Source organism: Turicibacter sp. St.80E1, from assembly GCF_059728495.1.
Window position 1 is genome coordinate 1881828 of sequence record NZ_AP039386.1, and the last position, 18882, is coordinate 1900709.

Consider the following 18882-nt stretch of genomic DNA (forward strand, 5'->3'; position numbering starts at 1 on the left):
CCTCTACCAGATTGTTTTAACTGTATATACACTTACCTCATCGATTACATCTGTATCCGTACAAGATAACTCAAAAATCCCTTCTGTGGATTCTGTATAAAAAAGCTTTGTTCCCGCTGCTTCGCCATCATTAAGGAAAACTTCAACGACTCGACGATCAACAAAGATTTCAACGGTACGAACCTCTTTTATAGGTGCAATAAATTGAACATGACTCGATTTGACTCCATTTGTTTGAATGGATACCTCATTATTATTACATTTTAATCGAATACTACTTTTCTCATTTTTTCCAAGCAATAAATCAAAATCACTGTTTCCTTTAAATTTCAATTTACTATAGTAACAATTCCCCTTGATTTTATTGATTCTAATATTTTGTTTCGAAACTCTGCATAATTCCTTATCAATTAAAGAGTATACCTCCTTAACGGGTTTCATATATAAATGATTATTTTTCAATGAAAGCTCACGAGGTAATGCCATACTACCATAAGCACCATTTTCTTCTACCACGTGCTCCTCATAAAAATCTGAAATCCATCCAATAGCTATTCTTCTACCCGCATGTTCAAACGTTTGAACGGCATAATAATTGCTTCCAAAGTCGAACAAGCCTCTCTTTTCAACGTTTAAACGATGTCCCTCTAATTCACCTATATAATACATCGTCGGCTGAATACGACCTTGGTCATCTGTATAAAACATATACGCTGCAATGGCCACAAATTTCCCATCTAACTCAAATAAATCTGGACACTCTATTGTATATACACCTTTTTGACTTTCTAGTATTACCTCCCCCGAATATTCAAAATTTCTCATATCTTTTGATTCATACAAGACAATTGCGGGGATATTATTTAGCTGAGTTCCCAGAACCATTTTCCATTTCTCATTATGATAGAAAACTTTTGGATCACGAAAATTAAACGAGAATGGTTTTCCCGGTTTTTCAATGATAATCTCCTCTTTTCCAAAATTAATCCCATCCCTCGAGGAAACCATTGTTTGATACTGTACTGTTTCATCACAGTCCTCCGACGGTCCAAGATGGCGTGTTAAATAAAATTGAATACGATCATCTAATGCTACCGCACATCCGGAAAATGCCCCCCCTTTTAAATCTTTGGCATTTAATATTTCTTCTTGCGGAAACAAGACATACGGTAAATGTATCCAGTGCACCAAATCCCGACTGACTGCATGCCCCCAATACATATGTCCCCACTTTTGTTCATGAGGATTCGCCTGGTAGAACATATGATAGTATCCTTTATAGTAACAAAGACCATTTGGATCATTAATCCAATTTTTATATGGCCCAAAATGGTATTGTTCGCGATACGGGGTATCATACCAATCAGATAAATCATCTTGTGTAGTCAACGAATAGTTATCACTTATCTCAATAAATTTAACTCCCTTATCCAATATGTCATCACATTGACTTAAATATGCAATAGAAATATCAACATTTTCTAATATCAATTGATACTCTTGCTTTTTTATTAAAGGAAATTTTAACAAAATGTAATTATATTTTCCTGCTGTGCTTTCCTGACTTTCATTAGTTATCTTATTTAGTAATTTAATCCCACCTTGAGTTCCACTCTTACACCTAGCAAATATCTCAAGACAACAATAATTTCCTGAATAAAAATTCACTATACCCCTCCTTAATTAATGTAACATCAATGCAATAACGATTTCAAAAACGATTTCCATTAATGTGATATAAAAAGTATCAAACCGGTTCGATATTTTTATCATACATTATTTACCTTTCATTTGCAAGCGTTTTTAAACCTGAAAATGGTAAAAAAGAAGCTATCCGGTATAAGATAGCTTCTTTTTTTTATAGAGTTGTTTCCCCTTCACATAACTGTACATCTAACATTATCCTGCTACTCTTCAATTCTTTTCCTTCTATTAAATCTACAATAGTAGTTGCAGCCTTAATCGCTAACTGTTCAATAGGTTGAACAATCGAAGTTAGCCGTTTCTCACTCATAGAGGTAATATACGTTCCATCATAAGCAATAAGTTTTAATTGTTTTGGAATATTATATCCATATTCTCTAGCCTGTTGTAAACACGCCAACATAGCTAAATCTGAACCAAAAATCGCATCCACATTTGGATAACATTCAAATAGCTCTCGTGCAACTTTTAAAAAATCTTGAGAATCGAAACAATTAACATCCATTTCAACTTCAAATACGTTGATATTATTTTTCTCTAGTAACTCTTTGAAGGACTCGTGGTATTGATGAGCAGGGGTTTTTACAATTGAGGCCCCTTTAATGTGTACGACATTCTTACAATTATTATCAATTAATTTTAGTGCCGCCATTTCACCGCCTTTTTGATGATTAGAAGAAACAATCGGTATCTTTTCGTCAATATACCGGTCAATCGCTACTAATGGACGATTAACCCTCTTATAATCTTCAACATCTAGCGAATGGGCCCCCATAATAATTCCATCCATAACCTGACTTCTTAATAAATCAAGAAACTCATGTTCTACTCGATCTCTATTAGCCGTTCCACAAACCATCGTTTTGTAACCTAACTGGTATAAATGTTTCTCGGCATACCTAATAAAGGTACTAAAAAAGGGATGATTTAAACTTGGAACAATAATGCCAATAATATTAGTTTTATTTCTAGATAAATTTCGTGCTAACTCATTAGGTTTATAATCTAGCTCTCTCATCGCCTCCTCTACCTTCTCTCTCGTCTTTTGGGAAACGTAGCCCGTATTATTTAAAACAAGAGATACCGTACTTGGTGCTACATTAGCACGTTTAGCTACATCTTTAATGTTCGCCATATAACCTCCATATATTTATTATTACTAAAACTAACTCTATTTTATCACGAACTAAATAGCTATGTTTATAACATATCGAACCTAATTTGAATTTTTATTCAATTAAAAATAAATAGGGATCGAAGCTTCTAACGACTACCTATGCAATAAGTTCAATCAACTAATCCATATTACCAGTCATAATCGCCTTTCCATTACAAAAAAGCCAATTCCAGACTATCACGGTGATTCCTTGGTCTTTGTGAACAAACAGTGAATCGAAATCACCCGTCTAAATGGATTAACCCAATTCCTCCAATAGCAATCACCGTTTAACTCATTTGAAAGATAGTAGATCAACTTAAATGATGTTAATTTTTCAACTTAAATCTAGTCGATAACAAGAACTCCTATTCCTATCCTGTAGTTGCAAGGTAACTTGGAAATATTTATACCAAAAAGACAAAGATCAATCTTACGGTACTGGTTTACTTCCAATACGAGACTCATCTTTGTCTTTATTTTTCTACTCTTTATTTAAAGGCATCGTCTGTTATTCATCTCGATGAGCGTTATTCCGAGAATGATGGTTAGAAATTCCGCAAAGGGGATGGTTGCCCATACGCCATTAATACCTAGAATTTGAGGTAAAAGGATTATTCCTAGGATAATAAATAATAGCCCTCTACTCGCCGCAATGATAACTGAATTCAGGGCTTCCCCAATAAACGTAAAGTATCCAGACGTGATGATATTAAATCCATTCATAAAAAAGGCGATAGCGTATATTTTTGCCCCTTGAGCAGCCAAATCAACAATCTGTTGATCAACGCTCATAAAGAGTTTAATTAAATTTTCTCCGAATAAAAATAAAACGATAAATATTAACGTTCCAATCGCGATACCTACAACATGGGCCAACTTTAAAATTTGTTTCACCCGATCATAGCGTTCACTTCCGTGACTACAACTAACAATAGGGCCGATTCCATCGGATATTCCAAATAAAATACAAATCCCAAATTGCCCCACGTAATTAATAGCAGTGAATGCCGCCACGCCATTTTCACCCGCTATACTCATAAAAGCCATATTAAAAATATAGGCGCTAATTGCTACAGAAAGCGAAATAATTCCTTCAGAAGATCCATTATATAAAACAGGTAAAACCGTCGTTAAATCCCATTTACCCAGATGAATATTAATCAATTTTTCTTTATCAAGTAACGGTAATATGACCATTAATAACGCTGATGAATAAGAAAGCCCTGTTGCCATAGCCGCCCCCGTTATCCCTAAACCTAACTTAGCGATAAATAAATAATTTAATCCTAGATTACATAGTAGACTAACTAACATCCCTTTAAAATATAAATCGGGCCTTCCAATTAAGCGATTAGAAAATCCACACAAAAACATAATGGCCATTGGAATCGTAAAGATAGAAATTGTTTTTATATACGTACATACCAGGGGTTTTAAGAGATCGCTTGCCCCTAAAAATGTCGCAATTTTATCATTAAATCCGACTCCCATTAAAGTGATGAATCCACCGACTAAAAGAATAAGATAGAGAAAGGTTTTGAATGCATTTTGTGCCTTTTCAATATGACCTTCCCCCATCCTTAACCCTATAAAACTTTGCGTTCCGATACTCACAATCATACTCATACCTAGGATTAATTGCATAAAAGGGGCAGCAATATTTATACTCGCCATGGCGTGAGTTCCAAGAACATTTCCAACAAACATCCCATCAATGATGGTTTGCATCCCCGCAATAAGCATAGATAAAATAGCCGGTATACAAAAAGTTAAAAATACTTTAGAGACCTTTCCCTCTAATAAAAGATTATCTTGCATCATGTTTCCTCCAACTTTATTAACTAATTATGTCTAAAAGAATAAAGTATGGAGCAACTCGAGAGTCAAGCCTCTTTTTTTATTTATTCATGGATTGGGATATAAATTTTAGCAAAGTGTATCGTACTTTCATCAAGACGAACCATATTAAACGTACACTCGATGATAGGAAGCACCTCATCTTCTATCCCGTATTTACTCATCGCAGCGTTAATAAAATCTATCATATTCCCCACGGTACCTTTTCTCGAGAAAGTCATGTATCTTCCCTTCAAATGATACTTCATATAATTTTTATATTTTTCAATATCAAAACTCTCATCTTCAAAGATTTCAAACCCAATGAGGCTACTATCAACAATTAATGCTCCTTCCTCATTGTATTTTGTGATTAAAATTAAATCTTTATTTTTTACAATTTCAGCTAATGACTCGTCCCCTTTTTGACTAATAAACGGCAATGTTTTATCTATCGATTCATAGGTTGGGATTTCTGGCCATTCATCATTTTCAAAATTTCTCATCGCAATCGTTTTTTGCTTAAATCGGCTCACCTCTTTTTTTAGTTCATTTAACTGTTTAATCTTTTCTTCAATAAAAGACTCGTGATCAGAAAATAACTTGATATAATCGTCTATATTACCTTGATTTAAAATTTCCTGTAATCGCTTAAGGGGAATATCTAATTGTCTACTTAACAAAATAAATTCTAGTAACTCTAAGTCGCGAATAGTATAGTATCTATATCCATTCTCCTTTTTTAACGTAGGTTTTAATAAACCTATTTTATCGTAATATCTTAGGGTATCATGGCGCACATGATACATTTTCGTCACCTGTCCAATTGTAAATAGCAATTAACTCCCTCCTCAATCTATACTGGCACACTAGGAGGCGGTCGAACTTGTTGTGATCAATCAAACCTCTCTCGTTTCTTTATTTCACCTTTTGGGTGGATCTCAATTTACAAATAACCTTACCTACCCCATACCCAATGAAACCCTCTATCGAATAAATCACGGCGTAACCCATCATCGTTAAAAATAGGCCCCTCGTATCATCCCTCATTAAAACAAGGAGATAGAACATCGTTGCCACCACAGAAACACCCACTGGCACCCAGCCCTTAAAGTGATTCATCGCACTCATAATTGATTGCATCACGATCAGCAACGGGAATAAAACAACGAGGGAAAGCGCCATCCAACCTTTAACAAAATCAAACATTCCGTTAACATTTAACGAAGACGTTGCAATCAAGGTTAAACTAGTTAACATGATGACATAAATCGTCGGAAACAACGTAATAACCCTAAACTTTTTTCTCATATAATTCCCCTTACGACAATATTTAACCTCATTATATCGTTTAACACTAAAATTGTAAATTAAAGGATATGAGCGTTAGGGAAGGAAAGACATCGGTTAATCCCAGAAGGGATAGAGAATGGTTGACATTGATTTCTATTCGATGCCCGCATCATAATGATGAGATAAAACAATGACTCCCCTTATCCAAACTGCCTCGTCTGAAACAGCCAACTAACCTTTAAAAGGGCTTCCCTAGTTAAATTGGGAAGCCTGCATCGATTTATGCAAAAAAGCCAGCGAGTTTCTTCTTAATCTCGCTGGCCTTTTTTTGTATCGATCAGGTTATTCTATTTTTAATGTTTTATATCGGTGATTTTTATTAGATCAAGTCCTCTCTATTAGATAACGACTTGAGAATGACTGAGGAATTTATGTCTTTTTAATCATAGCGCATAAATTCGTTTTCCATCCATTCGCGGTAATCGTCGAGACGCCAATCTTGATTCCCTTTTTTCGAGCGGTTAAAACGTAAGCGGTAATCTCGGCGATGAACCTTTCTTTTTTCACCTTCGACCACTAGGCCGTCTCGACTTAATGTATAGTCAACAACGCGAGCTGATAAGCAAATGACGATTGAGAATTCGTTAGCTGTTTCTGAAAAAGAGACGAGGCGTACAGCGGTAATTCGTTTCGTTTTAACATGTGGGGTCCACTTTTTTTGGCGATAGCGTTCCAGTTGTGATTGATGAAGCCTAAAAAGCTCAGGTGTTTCCATGTCTTCAACCAGACGCATATCTTTTGCCGACCAGGCTTCTTGGACGTTGATAAAAATCTCTTGAACGGTATGGACTAAGTCTCTTTCTTTAAACGTTGGATCCGCATCTCGTAGCTGCGCTAATGCAATCCGGCCTTCTTTTTTCAAATTGCTACGGTTTCTTGGACGGTCATAAAACCCTCTTGCCATTAACCCAGCGATGATAAAGAGGACGACCGGTGAAGTTTGTGAACCGTAGCGTCTCCCATAAGCCGAACTTGAAGAGGAAGAGTGATAGGTCGTTGTTCCTCCACGGCTTCCACCGCCTCCTCTACTCGAACTTCCACCTGAAAAGGAACCCCCGACGTCTGCTTGTGCAACAACTTGACAATACCCTATCATTAAGGTAATGACAATTCCAAAAACCGCCCACTTTTTTTTCATATGAAATTCCCCTCTCCCTCAACCTAGACTGACCATCGACTCATTCTTACTTTTTTATCCATTATACTCCCATGCTTTTTATATGAGCACGATTATATCACATCCCCCCTCGTTTGACTAGCACCTGGTTCCTACCCTCAATGGTTAATCCCCCCCTTCGAATACACAAAAAAGGTGTTGTCCGTTGACAACACCTTTTTCACTGATTGAATAACTATCATTTGTAAACTATATTATAATTCTTCTCCATTTGTTGCAATGACTTGTTTATACCAATCAAAGCTTTTCTTTTTCATTCGTTTCATCGTTCCTGATCCATCATCATGTTTATCAACATAAATGAATCCATAACGTTTTTTATATTCACCTGTTGTAAATGACACACAATCGATACATCCCCATGGAGTATATCCCATTAAGTCAACCCCATCTAATACAACGGCTTTTTTCATTTCTTCAATATGGGCTCTTAAATAGTCAATTCGATAATCGTCGTTAATCGATCCATCTTCTTCAACTTTATCAATCGCGCCAAATCCATTTTCAACGATAAATAATGGTTTTTGATAACGTTCGTACAGTAGATTTAAGGCATAACGTAATCCAATCGGATCAATTTGCCATCCCCAATCAGATGCTTTTACGTGAGGATTTGGAACACTTCCAGGGAATCCATCAAGCCCCGTTCCCTCTACTACATGATCAGCTTTAACAGCGTTTGTCATATAATAACTTAATCCGATATAATCGACCGTCCCATTTTTCAAAATCTCTTTATCTTCCGGCTCCATATGGATATTAAATCCTTTTCGTTGCCACTCTTTAATCGCATAAGATGGGTACTCTCCACGAACATGAACATCTGAGAATAAGTAACGATCATGCATCGATTCAACAGAGTACATCATATCTTCTGGTTTACAAGAGTAAGGGTAAAGAGGAACACAAGCCATCATACATCCAATTTTAAACTCAGGATTAATTTGATGACCCAACGTCACAACCTTTGCACTGGCCACTAATTGATGGTGAACAACTTGATACATACATTCTTCCGGATTTTCATGATGATTAAAAATAACCCCTGAACACGTGTATCCGAATAATGGGTACTTATAATTTTTTTGATTATTAATTTCATTAAACGTCATCCAATATTTTACTTTATCTTTGTAACGTTTCATCACTGTTTCACTATAGTGAACAAAGAAATCAATGACTTTACGATTCGTCCATCCACCATATTCTTTAACTAAATGATGTGGCATTTCAAAATGAGATAACGTAATGACTGGCTCAATATTATATTTTAATAATTCATCAAATAAGTCATCATAAAACTTTAATCCTTCCTCATTTGGCTCTAATTCATCACCTTTTGGGAAGATTCTCGTCCAAGCAATAGACGTTCTAAAACATTTAAATCCTAATTCTGCAAATAGTGCAATATCTTCTTTGTAATGACCGTAAAAATCAACAGCCTCATGGTTTGGATAATATTTTCCCTCTTCAATTGAATCGGTAATAACGCGATCGACTCCGTGTGCCCCTCCAGTTAGGACATCTACGATGCTCACGCCTTTACCACCTTTATTATAGCCACCTTCTACTTGATGGGCTGCAACAGCTCCACCCCATAAAAAATCTTTAGGTAATTGATTCATTTGTGTCTCTCCTTATCTATTAGCGTCATCCTTTATCGTTTATTTATCAGTTTAATTAGTTTGTTTCGTCATCAAATCCCACAATCATTGTTAATACCATTCCGAGTACAAATGAAACGACAATTGAAATGATGAATCCAATGAATGGCGTCATATGACCTGATTTAAAGAAGGCTGGAATTGTTGCAATACCCGGCATATTGTAGCTCCATGATACAGCATTGAAGGCTCCGGCAATTGCTCCACCCACAGCACCCGCGATACATCCACAGATCATTGGTTTTTTAAGTCGTAAGTTAACTCCGTAAACAACAGGTTCAGTAATTCCAAAAACGGCTGTCACAGCGGCTGGTAAAGAAACCTCTTTTAATTCTTTATTTTTAGACTTAAAGAAGACTCCAAACGCTGCCCCTGCTTGTGAAAACACAGCTGATGCTTGTAAAGCGGTAAACGTATCAAAACCAAGTGAGGCATAGTTTCCTACCGTAACAGGTGTAATTCCCCAGTGAACTCCGAAAATAACAAGTACTTGCCAAAGTCCTCCAACAATGATTCCCGCTACAATCGGACTTAAATTATATAAGTAGTTATAAGTATCTCCAATAGCTCCACCAATTGTCGCTCCAAATGGTCCAAACACTAATAAAGTAAATGGAACCATGATAGCAATCGTAAACATTGGTGTAAATAAGTTTCGAATCACGGTTGGCAATACTTTTTCAAAGAATCGTGCAACATATGCAGCTACCCATACGGCTAAAATAACTGGGATAACTGATGAAGTATAGCTTAACATTTGAATTTGAATGCCTAAGAAACTTAACTGCGTTCCATTATCGACCATGGCATTATAATCAGGCGAAATAAGTGCACACGCGATAACAATCGCAATAAATTGATTCACTTTAAACTTTTTAGCGGCTGTAACCGAAATCAATACAGGTAAAAAGGTAAAGGCTGTCCAAGAAATAAAGTTTAAAACTTGATAAGTTCCACCTTCCGTATCTATCCAGCCTAAAGCCACTAAAACGCCTAAAATTCCTTGTAAAATCCCACACGCTGCCAACGTGTATAAGAATGGGGCAAAAATACTTGAAATCACGTCAATAATACGGCTGAAAAGTCCAACTTTTTCAGTCGATGTTGAAACATTCTCTTCACTAATATCCACTAATTTTAACACTTGTTCATAAGCATCTTTCACGTGATTTCCAATCACAACTTGGAATTGTCCCCCCGCTTCTACCGTTGTAATAACTCCTTTAATCTTACCAACTGTCTCTTTATTCACATGTGAGTGATCATTTAAAATAAAACGTAATCGTGTAGCACAGTGCGTTACATTATTGATGTTCTCATTCCCACCTAGGGCAACAATTAACTCTTTTGCTGTTTGACCATAATCAATCGCCATTTTTAATATACCTCCACATCATTCTCTAACTTTGTTTCATACATATTGTAAATAATAAAGCCCTTTCTGTCATTAGTATTTCGGGCTATAAGCATATGTGACAGCGCTTTGATATTTGTGCCAAATGCGAAACAATTTGTGACAACAAAAAAGTGCATAGACACTAACTGTGTATATGCACCTACTTAATCCGTCTACCGATTGACTCTAAAATAAAGACAACAGGAACTTGTGTGGTGATATCATATTCCTTATTGTTTTTTTGACTCGTCATATAGTAAGACAAGTTATAGTGTGACATTTTAGCCAACGTTGAACTTGTACTATTCGTAATGCTTACAATCGTGCAACGTTGCTGTAAAAAATGTCTCGCTAAATTTATCGTTTGCTCTGTTTCTCCTGAAACGGATAAAACAATGGCGACTGCTCTTTCACTCACGTGTCCTATATTCGGATAAAAGGGATCATCAATCACATAACTGAACTTTCCGATATTAGAGAAATAACGAGCTCCATACTTACCTAAGATTCCAGATGTTCCAACACCAATAAAAACAATTTGTTCCGAGGCACTCACAATATCGGCAACTTGATTTATCTTTTCCTCGAATTCCCCATGATGAATGGTTTCAAAGTAATGCGTAATTTCAGAAATATCATTGAGAGGTTGTTTTTCCTTCTTCTCCTCTAAATACATTTTAAACTGTACTTTAAATTCAGCATAGCCTTCACAATCTAACTTTTTACAAAATCGCATAATGGCCGATGTTGATACATGTGTCGCATCGGCTAACTCTCTGATGGTCATAAATCGAATTTGCTGAGCATTTTGCAAGATGTAGTTGTAAATTAACATCTCGACATCCGTAAATTTTTTTATTTGTTCATGATTAAACATAAAACTTCCTCTTTATGCACTTTTATTTTTTATACTCCTGGTATCATACTAGCATATTTTGGCACGAAGTTCTATAAAAGTAAGCCTTTTTTTATAACCGTTATCATTTGTACCCTCTGCCCAATTAATTAACATAATTGGACCTAAAACATGCTTAGTCTATCGCCTCATCCTCCGCCTATTTATCTTTACTAATTAAAAAACCATTACCCACACTCGGATAATGGTTAGCCCTCATCAATTAAAAAGTAATATGGTCTGGATCTGGACCGATACGCTCCTCTTTATTGAGCGCGTTAATTTGTGCCATGTCTTCCGCTGTTAGTTCGAAATCAAAGATATCAGCATTTCCTTGAATTCGATTGGCATTAACCGATTTTGGAATCGTGACCACACCGTTTTGAATATCCCAACGTAACACAATTTGAGCAACTGTTTTATTGTATTTCTTTGCTAATTGTTGTAAGACATCAATCTCAAACACCTGTCCCTGCATTAAAGGTCCCCATGCTTCTAATTGGATTCCTTTTTCCTTACAATAGTTTGCAAGTGAAGTTTGCATCATCCGTGGATGATATTCCACTTGATTAACAGCTGGCACCACCGTAGCTACCTCTAATAAATCCTCAAGATGGTGCTCTTTAAAATTCGAAACACCAATCGCACGAATACGTCCTTGGCGGTATAATTCTTCTAGAGCGCGCCATGTTTCACGGTTTAAAGCTTTAGGCCAATGGATAAGATATAGGTCTAAATAATCCGTCTGTAATTTTTTTAATGACGTTTCAAATGCCTTTAAGGTTGATTCATATCCTTGATCACTATTCCACACTTTGCTCGTTAAAAAAATTTCTTCTCGTGGCACACCACTCTCTTTAATAGCCTGCCCGACACCCTCTTCATTTTGATACACGGCGGCCGTATCAATATGACGATATCCCATACTAAGTGCACACTTCACCGCATCAATCGTTTGCTGTCCATCTTCAACCTTGAAAGTTCCAAATCCAATGATCGGCATCTTGACACCATTATTTAATGTAATCATCTTCGCTAACACATTCTTCATCCTTCCTCAACTGATTATTTATTTCCTTATTATACCACCTTTAAAGTTAAGCAACAAATCATTTCCTATGTTATTAAGACGCTAATTATTAAACAGAGAGACCGCCTATCCTACTGAAAAATCTCCCTATAACGTCTAAAAAGAGCAAAGATTAACGTCTTTGCCCTTTTTATCACACTGTCGCTTATTTTCCTTTAACAATGGATCCTAAATCTATTGTTTTATCCATAACATTAAATTTTAGTTCATCTTTTTTATTTACTTTAACAACGCATCCCGCAATAATTGCTAAAATGGCATTAATAATAGCGAAGAACCCTCCTCCAAAAAAGGTACAATATCCCTGATACAATGAGTCCAAATCGCATTTTTTTTGTGTTCGAATTTGCCCAAACTAAGGACAGGATGTTAAAAACTAAACCTAATATGACTAACATCGATTGAAATCCTAATCCCCCATCTTCAGTTAGCTCTGCAAAGAAAAGGACAATTAAAAATGTTAACCCTGATAGAACCGCTGAAATAATTCCCAAAACGAAACTAATCATATTCTCATTTTTTTTCATCAACAAATCCCCCCAGACTTGATCCCCACTGGACACTCCATTCTATAAACGACACATTTATCATCTAAGTGGACATTACATCAAATCATATGTAAATAACTGTCCTCATATGATAAAATCGCACCTTTTTTCGATATATTCCTACCTATAACAACCATTGAAATTAGAGCGAGTCTGTTATCAATCATTATTTTTAAACCATCGATTGATTCAAATCCTTCGTTATTTTTTATTCTTATTGCTCATACAGTACACCCTTTACTTATCATACTCCTCACACATTCTAACGATTATTAAAATGTTATGACTAGGGATCAAAAGTAATCCCTTCCTCCTTTAATTTAAGATTTTATTCCTCTGAGTTAATTTTCATTACTGCAGATAGATAGTCATCGTATGATATTTTCCCAAGTGAAAAATCCAATGTTTTTATGTAAATTTTTTCGGTTTTTGTATTTTTGCGTGCGGCTAATTGCCCTACTAATTTTTCCTCATGAATGAGTGGGGTTAGGACATGTTCCTGCTTCGAAAAGGCTTGAAAATACCTTATTCCAAACTTTCTTTGAGAAATAGCATCTATATGAATCCCATCCGGGTTAGAAGTTAACCCCTTCGCCGTTACAAAATAACAATTTTCTTGATTAAACGCAAATCTCTCTAATTCTTTATTAATGAACTCATATTCCTTACAATTTTGCCCGAATCCTTGCTTGCCCAAAAAGTCTGGTAATCCTCCGATAATTAATGGGATATTTGGAGCACCGAGCTCTTCACGAAGCGTTTCTATAATTAGAAGTAATTTTTTATAGTAGACTTTATAATTTCCATTAAAACTATCGCTTTCTCCTTGATGCCAGAGAATACCAATTAATTCACTGCTTTGCATCGCAAATTTAGCCTCACTAAGTGCATGCTTAAATAATGATTGATCAATTGCCCAATCATCTAATGCGCTTCCTCCTTCAGCACACGGAATTAACCCTAACGTTTCACTTGGATTTTCATGACACCATGCCTCTGCGAATGAACCTGCTAAGCTAATCCCTGAAACCGGTCGATCAACATTGATGGGTTCAGTCATGAGTTGCCACCTTCCATTACGCAACATTTGAATTCGTTCATTATAAATAGGAGGAACATCGCTAATAAACCCTCTTCCAGCCATATTGGATTGTCCTAACATTAAAATCGATTTAATCACCTTTTCCACCTTCTCCTTTGATAAATTTAATGACAACTAGTTATGATTTACTCTCTGAAAGGAATTATTCGGCCTCCCCTAGATGAACATCTAAAAAAAATTCTTTAAGACCTTTAACTTTAAGATAATTCTCTTTTCGAACACAAGAATCTGTTTCATCAAATATAAAATCTTTTTATGCGAATCAAAGTTGAATTTCCTTTTATTAGAAGACTAGGATCCTTCTTCATCCACGTGATTCCCCTTACATAAATTTTACTTATAATCTATATAAAAATAATCTATTTTACTTATTTTCAAAATGGGATTAAACTATATCAGTAACGTTGATTAAGAGGTTTTTCATGATGAATTAAGCCTCATGTTTACAAAAAAACATCCATTTTAACGTTATCAATGGACCCTCTTTAATTTAAAAATTATTAGCAATATCCTTAAAATGTGCGTTTAATACATCAAGAATTTGGCATTATAAGAGTAGACCTTGTTTTTCGATGAGTATTTTGCTCTAAAATGGTAGAGCTTATCACTCATAAATGTAGATATATTGTATAAAATATAAATCTTAATCTTACATTCAACAAGGTAAGATTTCTTAAAACAATGTCAGATTAAATGAACGTTGATGTACTAGAAAGGGGAAATCACCGATGTGTACTGCACTATCACTAACAGCTAAAGACGGTTCTCATTTATTTGGTCGCAACATGGATATTGAGTATTCGTTCAATCAATCCGTTCTCTTAACTCCAAGACATTTTGATTATAAAAATCGTGCAACTGGAGAAGTAGAACAAACAAAATATGCGATTATCGGAATGGGAACACTAATTGATGAACATCCTTCTTATGCAGATGTTTGTAATGAGAAGGGATTAGCTGCAGCGGGATTAAATTTTCCGAAATATGCACACTGGGACGACAAATCCGTAGAGGGTAAAACAAATATTGCACCTTACGATTTACTCTTATGGGTTGCCGCTAATTTTGAAACGGTTAAAGAGGTAAAAGAAGCTTTAAAAAATGTTGTACTAGTTGGGGTCCCATTAAATGAACAAGTACCGATTTCACCACTCCATTGGATGATCTGCGATAAAACAGGTGAAAGTATTGTCGTTGAAAAAACCGTAAATGGATTAAAAGTGATGGATAATAAGGTCGGTGTTTTGACGAATGCGCCAACATTTGATTGGCACCTTACAAATTTAACACAGTATATGGGACTTACTGCTACCCAACCTCAAGATACCACATGGGGTGAACAGAATCTAAAACCATTAGGTCAAGGGCTTGGTGCCTTTGGATTACCTGGTGACTACTCTTCACCTTCACGCTTCGTAAAAGCTGCCTTCTTACGTAATCATATTGATTATGCAGATGTCAATTATTCTGGAATGAGCGAGTTTTTCCATATTTTAAATGGTGTCGCCATGGTACGTGGATCGGTTGTAACGCCTCAACATTTAAATGACATCACTTTGTATACGTCATGTATCGATCAAGAAAAAGGAATCTACTATTATAAAACTTATACGAACCATAGTATTTCCGCGATCAATATGTATCACGAAGATTTAGATGCCAAAGAAGTGAAATTGTTTACATTTAATGACGAGTTTACTGTTATGCAACAAAATTAAAGATTCTTATTTTTAAGAAACAATCTTTTTGGGAGCTACTAACTCCTTATCATTGATTAACCGATTATTTCTAGAAATTGTTTCTTAAAAATTGCCCATTTATAACGAAAACTAAATACGGAAAATGATATAGGAGGACTCTGATATGGATCAGACTGTAAAAGCTAGCAATGGTAAAAGATATTTTATCGTGTTCATTTGTATGTTAATCCAAGCATTACCATACTGTATTTCTCAAAATTTACAAAGTCAAATGCAAACACCGGTTTCTGAATCAGGGGTCGTAACTGAAGTTGGATTTACTTTATTGTATTTATCAGGAACAATCCCTGCTTTATTTAACCCATTCTTCGCTAAATTTTATGATAAATTCAAAATTAAATATATTTATGTTGCCGGGTTAATTATTGGTGGTTTAGCCTTCGCGTCATACGGTTTAGCACAAAATGCAATTATGTTTAACGCGAGTGCTTTCTGTACACAAATCGGTACAATTTTATTCACAGGATTATCATTACCAGTTATGATGGGACACTGGTTCCCAGGTGAAGGACGCGGGACTGCATTAGGAATCGCCTTAGCAGGTGGATCAATTGGTAACGTCTTCTTACAACCTATTACCGTTAATTTATTAGCGAACGTTGGATGGCGTGGAACATACATCATCTTAGGTTTAGCGATGATTGCAATTGGTGTGCCATTAGCCTTATTATTTATTAGATATCCAAAACAAGGTGAGCTTCCTGAAGAAAAAGTTTCAACTGAAACATCAGCAAAACCTGTACGTCAAAAATTTGATGGATTATCAGATAAAGAAACAAGTAAAACATCTGCTTTCTGGACATTCTGGTGTGGTTGTGCATTAATCTGTTTCGCCGTTGTAGCTGTATCAACACAGGCTATTCCAGTTTTAGCTAAAAAAGGATTTGAAGCAAGTCAATTAGGTGTTGCTGGTTCAATCTTTGGTGTTTCATGTTTAATCGGTAACGTTGCCGGTGGTAAATTATTCGATAAATTAGGATCATTCGTTCCAATGGTTTTATCAGGAATCGCTAACGTATTAGCTTTAATTATCATGGCCTTTATGCCAACCGGAAGCTTTGTTGGATTCCTTGTTCCTATCTTATCTGGATTAACTGTCTTTACAATCACATCAGCACCAGCCTTTATGCCGTCAGATGTTTTTGGACAACGTGATGGAACAATGAAGTTAGCAAAAGTCGGTATGTCATTCGCCTTAGGTAGTTCGATTTCAGCCTTATTATTTACAACCCTTTCAAATAAAATTGGATTAACTTCTGCTTGTATGTTATTCATTGCCGTTGGGGTAGTCGGTTACATCTTAAACTTAATGGGGCAAATCCAAGCTAAAAAATTATTACAAAAATAATTATTCTTTATTCAACATTCAACGACGGAGTGAAAGTATTCACTCCGTTTTTGTCTCTTTTGAAAGAAATGTTAATCCACGGGTCCTGCTGATGACGAACTTAAGAGGTTCTTTATCAAATAGTGTGGGTGAATAAAATCTATACATATAATCGGGAGGAATTAGGCTATTCTTTAGATGGTTTGATTCCTCTTCTTTTTTTGTTCAAAAGTGTATTTATGAATAATCAAAATTCTTGCTTTGAAATGGTAGAAACTACGGTATCCAAAAGCGATTCGCTTAATGACTTTGATATTGTTGTTAATTCCTTCAAGTACTCCATTTGTATAAGGAGTTTCGATAGTATTTTTGACATAATCTTGATAATGAGTGAGTGTTTTTAAAGCTGTTTTCATTTCGTGTGAAAGCAGGTCAGAGGGGTGTTGAATGGCATGATGAAATATTTCAAGGTTACGAAGTTTAATAGCCTGTTGGACAGTTTGGTAGAAATCATAAGTCTCCTTTAGTTCAGGGTCTAGGGCTAATAAAAAGTCAATAATTTCTTGTTGAGAGATCATCTTTTTGAAGCAGTTGGAATAGAAGTAATGAGTGGCATTAAGATCTTCTTGGGCTTTTAAGAGAAGTCGCCAATAATGTTTGAATTTATTATAAAACTCTTTATTTTGATTCATGAAACGAATGCGTGTTTTATTAAGAGCACGAGAGACTAGTTGAACGATATGAAATTTATCTAAAACAATCTTAGCCTTAGGGAATACCTCTTTAATGAGTGTCATATAAGGGGCGTACATGTCAATGACGACGTGGGTTACACCTTCACGAGCTGCTTTAGAAAATCGCATAAAATAAGTCCTTAGTGTACTTAAGCGACGGTCTTCAACGATATCAATTAGCTTTCCATTGGACGCATCACAAAAAATGAAGGACATTGCTCCGTTCCCTACCAATGGAGGATACATGCTTCGCATGGCAGGTGACCCTCGGCCGATTTAACCGACTTAAACTCGTCAAAACAAAGAACTTTTGGGAGAGAATTAAAGGGAAGCGGCTGTTCTTCATAGGAAGAATGAATGACGCGGTTAACGGTTGAATGAGAAACGTTAAGCTCACGTGCAATATCTGTTTCGGATTTCTTATGACTAGCTTCTAAAAAGATGGCTTGTTTTACGGGAGTGGAAATAAAACAATTAGGGTTAACAAGAGATGTTTCTAGGGTAAATGTTCGGTCACAATGACGGCATTTATAACGTTGTTTTTTAAGTCTAGATAAGCATCAAATCCGGAAATTTTGACTAGCTTAATACGTGAAGTTTTGAAGCCGTGTTTAATGATATTTGAGTCAAAAGAATGACCACAGTGGTAGCAATGAGTCGGTTGAAAAGAAAGAGTCCCTAAAATAAGTTTAGAACGAACATTCTTAATCTGAGTTTCCTGGATACAATTTTCTGAAAAAGTAATATTTTTATCTTTTAAATCAAGTAAAGTTGAGATACAATTAGTATGAGACATAAAACCAATCCTTTCGTGTTGTTTTAGCCGATTACATTGTATAGGATTTTGGGGACTATGTCTCTTTTTTTTGTCTCAATATTTATGGCAATCAAAAAGGTGTGAGTAATCCCACCCACACCAAAAATTATAGAACCACTTAAGATTCCTCTTAGGCAGCTCAGCACCTTCCCCCCACGAAACATTCAATTATCTTATAAAGATCCCTTCCTAAAAAGTAAAGACTTATAAAAAGAAGCCATTAAGCATAATCCCTTAATGGCTTCTTTTTATAATGAAAATCCCATCCTCTACTCGTCTAAAATAAGCATTTTAGCGGGATAGTACCCCATTTAATCAGT

16 protein-coding genes and 1 pseudogene are annotated in these 18882 nt (G+C 35.7%); 2 read left to right on the forward strand and 15 right to left on the reverse strand.

Annotated features, from left to right (window positions below):
- Nucleotides 1–3: 3 nt before the first annotated feature.
- The 12 genes from AC6I0I_RS09055 to AC6I0I_RS09110 form a co-directional block, all read right to left on the reverse strand.
- On the reverse strand, nucleotides 4–1668 hold the full coding sequence (locus AC6I0I_RS09055) for a glycoside hydrolase family 32 protein (RefSeq protein WP_262953663.1): 1665 nt from the start codon (nucleotides 1666–1668) through the stop codon (nucleotides 4–6).
- Between the two features lie 190 nt (nucleotides 1669–1858).
- Nucleotides 1859–2839, reverse strand: coding sequence for a LacI family DNA-binding transcriptional regulator (locus tag AC6I0I_RS09060; RefSeq protein WP_262953664.1), 981 nt, complete (start codon nucleotides 2837–2839; stop codon nucleotides 1859–1861).
- Nucleotides 2840–3355: 516 nt separating this feature from the next.
- Nucleotides 3356–4681, reverse strand: a complete 1326-nt coding sequence (locus AC6I0I_RS09065) for an MATE family efflux transporter (RefSeq protein WP_262953665.1) — start codon at nucleotides 4679–4681, stop codon at nucleotides 3356–3358.
- A gap of 83 nt (nucleotides 4682–4764) precedes the next feature.
- Nucleotides 4765–5538, reverse strand: a complete 774-nt coding sequence (locus AC6I0I_RS09070) for a MerR family transcriptional regulator (RefSeq protein ID WP_262953666.1) — start codon at nucleotides 5536–5538, stop codon at nucleotides 4765–4767.
- Nucleotides 5539–5617: 79 nt separating this feature from the next.
- Complete coding sequence (locus AC6I0I_RS09075; protein ID WP_262950367.1) at nucleotides 5618–6010, reverse strand: hypothetical protein; 393 nt, start codon at nucleotides 6008–6010, stop codon at nucleotides 5618–5620.
- Nucleotides 6011–6431: 421 nt separating this feature from the next.
- Nucleotides 6432–7190 carry a Tim44 domain-containing protein gene (locus AC6I0I_RS09080; RefSeq protein WP_262950369.1) on the reverse strand — a complete coding sequence of 253 codons (759 nt, stop codon included), beginning with the start codon at nucleotides 7188–7190 and terminating at the stop codon, nucleotides 6432–6434.
- 233 nt (nucleotides 7191–7423) lie between these two features.
- Entirely contained in the window at nucleotides 7424–8854 is a 1431-nt protein-coding gene (locus AC6I0I_RS09085) for a 6-phospho-beta-glucosidase (protein ID WP_262950370.1), read from the reverse strand.
- Between the two features lie 55 nt (nucleotides 8855–8909).
- Nucleotides 8910–10268 (reverse strand): PTS transporter subunit EIIC, encoded by a 1359-nt coding sequence (locus AC6I0I_RS09090; RefSeq protein ID WP_262953667.1) that lies wholly within the window; start codon nucleotides 10266–10268, stop codon nucleotides 8910–8912.
- Between the two features lie 181 nt (nucleotides 10269–10449).
- The gene (locus tag AC6I0I_RS09095; protein ID WP_161830932.1) at nucleotides 10450–11166 is read right to left on the reverse strand and encodes a MurR/RpiR family transcriptional regulator; all 717 of its coding nucleotides are present in this window, start codon (nucleotides 11164–11166) and stop codon (nucleotides 10450–10452) included.
- A 241-nt stretch (nucleotides 11167–11407) separates the two neighbouring features.
- The gene (locus AC6I0I_RS09100; protein WP_262953668.1) at nucleotides 11408–12235 is read right to left on the reverse strand and encodes an aldo/keto reductase; all 828 of its coding nucleotides are present in this window, start codon (nucleotides 12233–12235) and stop codon (nucleotides 11408–11410) included.
- Between the two features lie 299 nt (nucleotides 12236–12534).
- Complete coding sequence (locus AC6I0I_RS09105; RefSeq protein ID WP_262953669.1) at nucleotides 12535–12801, reverse strand: hypothetical protein; 267 nt, start codon at nucleotides 12799–12801, stop codon at nucleotides 12535–12537.
- Between the two features lie 349 nt (nucleotides 12802–13150).
- Nucleotides 13151–14002 carry a sialate O-acetylesterase gene (locus tag AC6I0I_RS09110; protein ID WP_161830929.1) on the reverse strand — a complete coding sequence of 284 codons (852 nt, stop codon included), beginning with the start codon at nucleotides 14000–14002 and terminating at the stop codon, nucleotides 13151–13153.
- Nucleotides 14003–14652: 650 nt separating this feature from the next.
- On the opposite strand from AC6I0I_RS09110, the gene bsh reads away from it, so the two are divergent.
- Together bsh and AC6I0I_RS09120 are read left to right on the forward strand one after the other, a co-directional pair.
- Nucleotides 14653–15642 (forward strand): choloylglycine hydrolase, encoded by a 990-nt coding sequence (bsh, locus tag AC6I0I_RS09115; protein ID WP_262953670.1) that lies wholly within the window; start codon nucleotides 14653–14655, stop codon nucleotides 15640–15642.
- Between the two features lie 145 nt (nucleotides 15643–15787).
- A complete protein-coding gene (locus AC6I0I_RS09120; RefSeq protein ID WP_262950296.1) occupies nucleotides 15788–17032 on the forward strand; it encodes an MFS transporter in 1245 nt (414 codons plus the stop codon).
- A gap of 173 nt (nucleotides 17033–17205) precedes the next feature.
- Here the strand turns inward: AC6I0I_RS09120 and AC6I0I_RS09125 are convergent, their stop codons facing one another.
- The 3 genes and pseudogenes from AC6I0I_RS09125 to AC6I0I_RS09135 form a co-directional block, all read right to left on the reverse strand.
- Nucleotides 17206–17961, reverse strand: coding sequence for an ISL3 family transposase (locus tag AC6I0I_RS09125; RefSeq protein WP_338617586.1), 756 nt, complete (start codon nucleotides 17959–17961; stop codon nucleotides 17206–17208).
- 11 nt (nucleotides 17962–17972) lie between these two features.
- Nucleotides 17973–18227: pseudogene (locus tag AC6I0I_RS09130) on the reverse strand (helix-turn-helix domain-containing protein); the annotation flags it as partial.
- 14 nt (nucleotides 18228–18241) lie between these two features.
- Entirely contained in the window at nucleotides 18242–18541 is a 300-nt protein-coding gene (locus AC6I0I_RS09135) for a hypothetical protein (RefSeq protein WP_338617808.1), read from the reverse strand.
- Nucleotides 18542–18882 lie beyond the last annotated feature (341 nt).

Bases quoted from the DNA above. Each gene is read 5' to 3' on its own strand.
- AC6I0I_RS09060 (WP_262953664.1), bottom strand. From the start codon at position 2,839: ATGGCGAACATTAAAGATGTAGCTAAACGTGCTAATGTAGCACCAAGT.
- AC6I0I_RS09065 (WP_262953665.1), bottom strand. From the start codon at position 4,681: ATGCAAGATAATCTTTTATTAGAGGGAAAGGTCTCTAAAGTATTTTTA.
- AC6I0I_RS09075 (WP_262950367.1), bottom strand. From the start codon at position 6,010: ATGAGAAAAAAGTTTAGGGTTATTACGTTGTTTCCGACGATTTATGTC.
- AC6I0I_RS09080 (WP_262950369.1), bottom strand. From the start codon at position 7,190: ATGAAAAAAAAGTGGGCGGTTTTTGGAATTGTCATTACCTTAATGATA.
- AC6I0I_RS09085 (WP_262950370.1), bottom strand. From the start codon at position 8,854: ATGAATCAATTACCTAAAGATTTTTTATGGGGTGGAGCTGTTGCAGCC.
- AC6I0I_RS09090 (WP_262953667.1), bottom strand. From the start codon at position 10,268: ATGGCGATTGATTATGGTCAAACAGCAAAAGAGTTAATTGTTGCCCTA.
- AC6I0I_RS09095 (WP_161830932.1), bottom strand. From the start codon at position 11,166: ATGTTTAATCATGAACAAATAAAAAAATTTACGGATGTCGAGATGTTA.
- AC6I0I_RS09100 (WP_262953668.1), bottom strand. From the start codon at position 12,235: ATGAAGAATGTGTTAGCGAAGATGATTACATTAAATAATGGTGTCAAG.
- AC6I0I_RS09105 (WP_262953669.1), bottom strand. From the start codon at position 12,801: ATGAAAAAAAATGAGAATATGATTAGTTTCGTTTTGGGAATTATTTCA.
- bsh (WP_262953670.1), top strand. From the start codon at position 14,653: ATGTGTACTGCACTATCACTAACAGCTAAAGACGGTTCTCATTTATTT.
- AC6I0I_RS09120 (WP_262950296.1), top strand. From the start codon at position 15,788: ATGGATCAGACTGTAAAAGCTAGCAATGGTAAAAGATATTTTATCGTG.
- AC6I0I_RS09125 (WP_338617586.1), bottom strand. From the start codon at position 17,961: ATGTCCTTCATTTTTTGTGATGCGTCCAATGGAAAGCTAATTGATATC.
- AC6I0I_RS09135 (WP_338617808.1), bottom strand. From the start codon at position 18,541: ATGTCTCATACTAATTGTATCTCAACTTTACTTGATTTAAAAGATAAA.